General features: G+C 73.1%; 2 protein-coding genes. Both read left to right on the top strand.

The features are described 5' to 3' along the window. The first annotated feature begins 339 nt into the window (after positions 1-339). Positions 340-1,599 carry a phosphoribosylamine--glycine ligase gene (purD, locus tag AOK17_RS46610; RefSeq protein WP_055618694.1) on the top strand — a complete coding sequence of 420 codons (1,260 nt, stop codon included), beginning with the start codon at positions 340-342 and terminating at the stop codon, positions 1,597-1,599. Positions 1,600-1,924: 325 nt separating this feature from the next. Further along, positions 1,925-3,742 (top strand): M48 family metalloprotease, encoded by a 1,818-nt coding sequence (locus tag AOK17_RS46605; RefSeq protein WP_206190957.1) that lies wholly within the window; start codon positions 1,925-1,927, stop codon positions 3,740-3,742. Positions 3,743-3,808 lie beyond the last annotated feature (66 nt).

The following is a 3,808-nucleotide window of genomic DNA, read 5'->3' as shown; positions in this document are numbered from 1 at the left end:
CAGGTCCCGCGCCCGCTCCCCGCTCCTCCGCGCCGGAGCCGCCCCCCATCTCCCCCGAGGACGACACCCCGGAGGACGACGATCCGGACCTCGACGAGTCCGCCCTGTCGGGCCACGAACTGATCGTGAGAGAGCTGGGAGCAACGGTGGTGGAGGAGTTCTCGAACGAGCAGTGACGAGCAGCAACCAGTAGCAGCGCCCGTAGTAGTAGTCAGCAGCAGCCAGTAGCAGTAACCAGCAGCGACCAATAGCAGTGACGAGCAGCAACGAGTAGTAGTGGTGAGCCGTGGCGAACCCACGCCGACCCGCCCCCGAAACACGGCAGCTAGTCTGACCCCCGTGAAGGTCCTAGTTATCGGCGGCGGTGCCCGCGAACACGCCCTGTGCCGTTCTCTCTCCCTCGACCCCGACGTCACTGCGCTGCACTGTGCCCCAGGCAACGCGGGAATCGCCGAGGTGGCCGAGCTGCACCAGGTCGACGCCCTCGACGGCAAGGCCGTGGCCGCGCTGGCCACCGGGCTCGGCGCCGAGCTGGTGGTCGTCGGCCCGGAGGCGCCCCTCGTGGCCGGGGTCGCCGACGCCGTGCGCGAGGCGGGCATCCCGGTGTTCGGCCCCTCCAAGGAGGCCGCCGAGCTGGAGGGCTCCAAGGCCTTCGCCAAGGACGTCATGGCGGGCGCGGGCGTGCCCACGGCCCGCTCGTACGTCTGCACGAACCCCGACGAGGTCGAGGAGGCGCTCGACGCCTTCGGAGCCCCGTACGTCGTGAAGGACGACGGTCTCGCGGCCGGCAAGGGCGTCGTCGTGACCGCCGACCTCGACAAGGCCCGCGAGCACGCCAACGCCTGCGACCGCGTGGTCATCGAGGAGTTCCTCGACGGCCCCGAGGTCTCCCTCTTCGCGATCACCGACGGCGTGACGGTCGTGCCGCTGCAGCCCGCGCAGGACTTCAAGCGCGCGCTCGACGGCGACGAGGGTCCGAACACCGGCGGCATGGGCGCGTACTCGCCCCTCCCATGGGCCGATCCGAAGCTGGTCGAGGAGGTCATGCAGACGGTCCTGCAGCCGACCGTCGACGAGATGCGCCGCCGCGGCACCCCCTTCTCCGGGCTGCTCTACGCCGGTCTCGCGATCACCTCGCGCGGCGTACGGGTCATCGAGTTCAACGCCCGCTTCGGCGACCCCGAGACCCAGGTCGTCCTCGCCCGCCTGAAGACGCCCCTCTCCGGCATCCTCCTCGCGGCGGCGGACGGCACCCTGGTCGACCTCGAACCCCTCCGCTGGAGCGACGACGCGGCCGTCACCGTGGTCATCGCCTCGCACAACTACCCGGACACCCCGCGCACCGGCGACCCCATCGAGGGCCTCGACGAGGTGGCGGCACAGGACGCCCCGCACGCGTACGTCCTGCACGCGGGCACCAAACGTGACGGTGACGCGATCGTGAGCGCGGGCGGCCGGGTGCTCTCCGTCACGGCCAGCGGCAAGGACCTCACCCAGGCCCGCGCACGCGCGTACGAAGCGGTCAACCGAATCCGCCTCGACGGCGGCCAGCACCGTACGGACATCGCGGCGAAGGTGGCGGGGGCAGCACAGGCGTAACCGGCAGTTACGCCCCTTCATCTGCGTCAACGCGCATCGAAGGATCACCCCGGGCCCCGGATCCCGCACAGGATCCGGGGCCCTTTCGTCAGCCACCTCTGCCCAAAGCCATTCCATCGAGTGACCGATGCCCCATCCGGCTGACGAGGGCCGGGGCCCCAACTAGGGTGCGGCGCAAGCGTTCCGGCACTTGGCCCACCGGCATTGCGATGTCGGTCGTGGGTGCCACAGTGGGGGAGTGAGCAACGCCATGGACGTCCGCCGGCAGTGGCTGGGTATGCACGCGCCGGGCGGGCAGTAGGGGGTGACACCGGTCGTGTCCGGTATGGGTGTGGAGGTGGGCGCGCAGGCCGCGCGCTCACGGGCTCTCGCCGTGCTGCGGGTCCGCAGCCGGGCGCTGGCCGTCGCCCTGCTGCCCGCGGCCGTCGCCGTCGTGCTGCTCGTCGGCGGGTCGACGGGCCACATCGACGGCCCCGGCTGGGCGGTCACGCGCTGGATCGTGTCGGGGTTCGCCCTGTTCGTGATCCTCGCCGCGGCGGGCATCGCGCTGGTCGTGGCCCGTTCCCGGCCCGCCGTGAGCCCCACGGTCACCATCGCCGAGGAGTCGGCGCCCGATCTCTACCGCATGGTGCGCGACCTGGCCGACCGCCTCGAAGTGCCCGCGCCCTCCGCGATAGCGCTCACCCCGGACTGCGACAGCTGGCTGGAGGACCGCACCCACCGGGCCCACGGCACGCCCCGGCCGGAGTCCCGCGACGAGATCGAGGGCGTACCGGGCGTACGGGGCCTCCCGTCTGCCCACCGCCGTCCGCCGGCCGCGCCCGTCCTCGTCATCGGCTCGCCCTTCCTGTGGTGGATGCGGGTCGGCGAACTGCGCGCCGTCCTCGCACCGGTCGTCGCCGGTACGGGACCGTCGGCGCACCCCGACATAGCCGCGGCGCGGCGGTTCATCCGGGGTCTCGACGCGGCTGTGGCCGTGACCTCGGAGCCCCGCGGACCCCTGTCCAGGACGGTGCTCGGCGGGGTCGGCTGGGTGGCGCGGCTTCTGCTGCGCAGCTGCCGCGGACACGCCGCCGAGATGGAGCGGGGTGTCGCCGCCGCGGCGGCGGAGCGTGCACAGGCTGTGGATTACGGTCTGCGGATCGTCGCCCAGGAACAGGTGGGTCTTGCGTACGCGGGCTGGGACCGGCTGCTGACGCGGGTCGCGCTGCCCGCCTGGCGGATGGGGCGCTGGCCGTCCCGGCTCGACGCGGGTGTGGTCGCGGCCCTCACCGAACTTTCGCGGCGTGACCGTCTCGCCGAGGGGTTCGCCTCCCGGCTCGGCGAGCGGCCCGCCTGCGACCTGCTGGAGGAGCCCGGGGCGATCGACGAGGCGGCGTCCCTGCTGGCCGCGCGCCTCTTCCACGGCGGACCGGCCGAGACCGGGCCCGACTGGGCGCCGGTCGACTGGGACGAGTATCCGGACGAGGTCGTGGACCGGAAGTGGCGTACGGACGCGGCGCGGTTGCACCGGGTGCTGGACGCGCTCGGCGTGAGCCGGTCCTCCGGGGCCGGGGCCGGGGCCGGAGCCTCGGATCCGGAGGGGCCGACGCTGGCCCGGGTGATGGATCACCTGAGTGACGGGGAGCCGGGGGAGCCGCGGGAATCCGGTGACCTTGAGGATCCGGTGGTCGTGGAGAGGCATGCGGCCTCGGCGTACGAGGATGAGGACGAGGACGGCGGGCCGGAGAACGAGCGGAGTTCGGCGCTGGCGGCGGGGCTCAGTGCGGAGGTGGCGCGCGAGGAGGCCGCGGTGTCGGCCGGGGCCGCCGCTCCCTCCGGGGCCGCCGGCCAGGTCGGTCCGGACATGCCCCTCTGGGACGACGGTTCGTTGCCGCTCTTCCCGCTGCAACCGCCCCGGACCGGGCGGGAGTTGCTGGCCGACCATGTCACGGCGATGGTGTGCTGTGCGGCGATGGACACGGCCGGGGCGGCTCCGGGGCTCGACTGGCTCGACGGGCCGTCGCTGCTCATCAACGGCGAGCGGTCCGTGGACCTCGGCCCCCGAGTCCTGAGCCTCATCGAGGAGGGCGACCCCGCCCCCCTCCGCACCTGGCTCCTCCACCTGGGCATACGCCCCGAGAAGCCGGTCCGCCTGGTCTGACCTCAACCCGTTTTCCGCCCCCGCCGCCCCTAACCATTCCCGTCCCTTTCCGGGGGGTCCGCCCCC

The organism is Streptomyces phaeochromogenes (genome assembly GCF_001418655.1).
GTDB lineage: Bacteria > Actinomycetota > Actinomycetes > Streptomycetales > Streptomycetaceae > Streptomyces > Streptomyces phaeochromogenes.
This window is presented reverse-complemented; position numbering and strand designations above follow the sequence as displayed.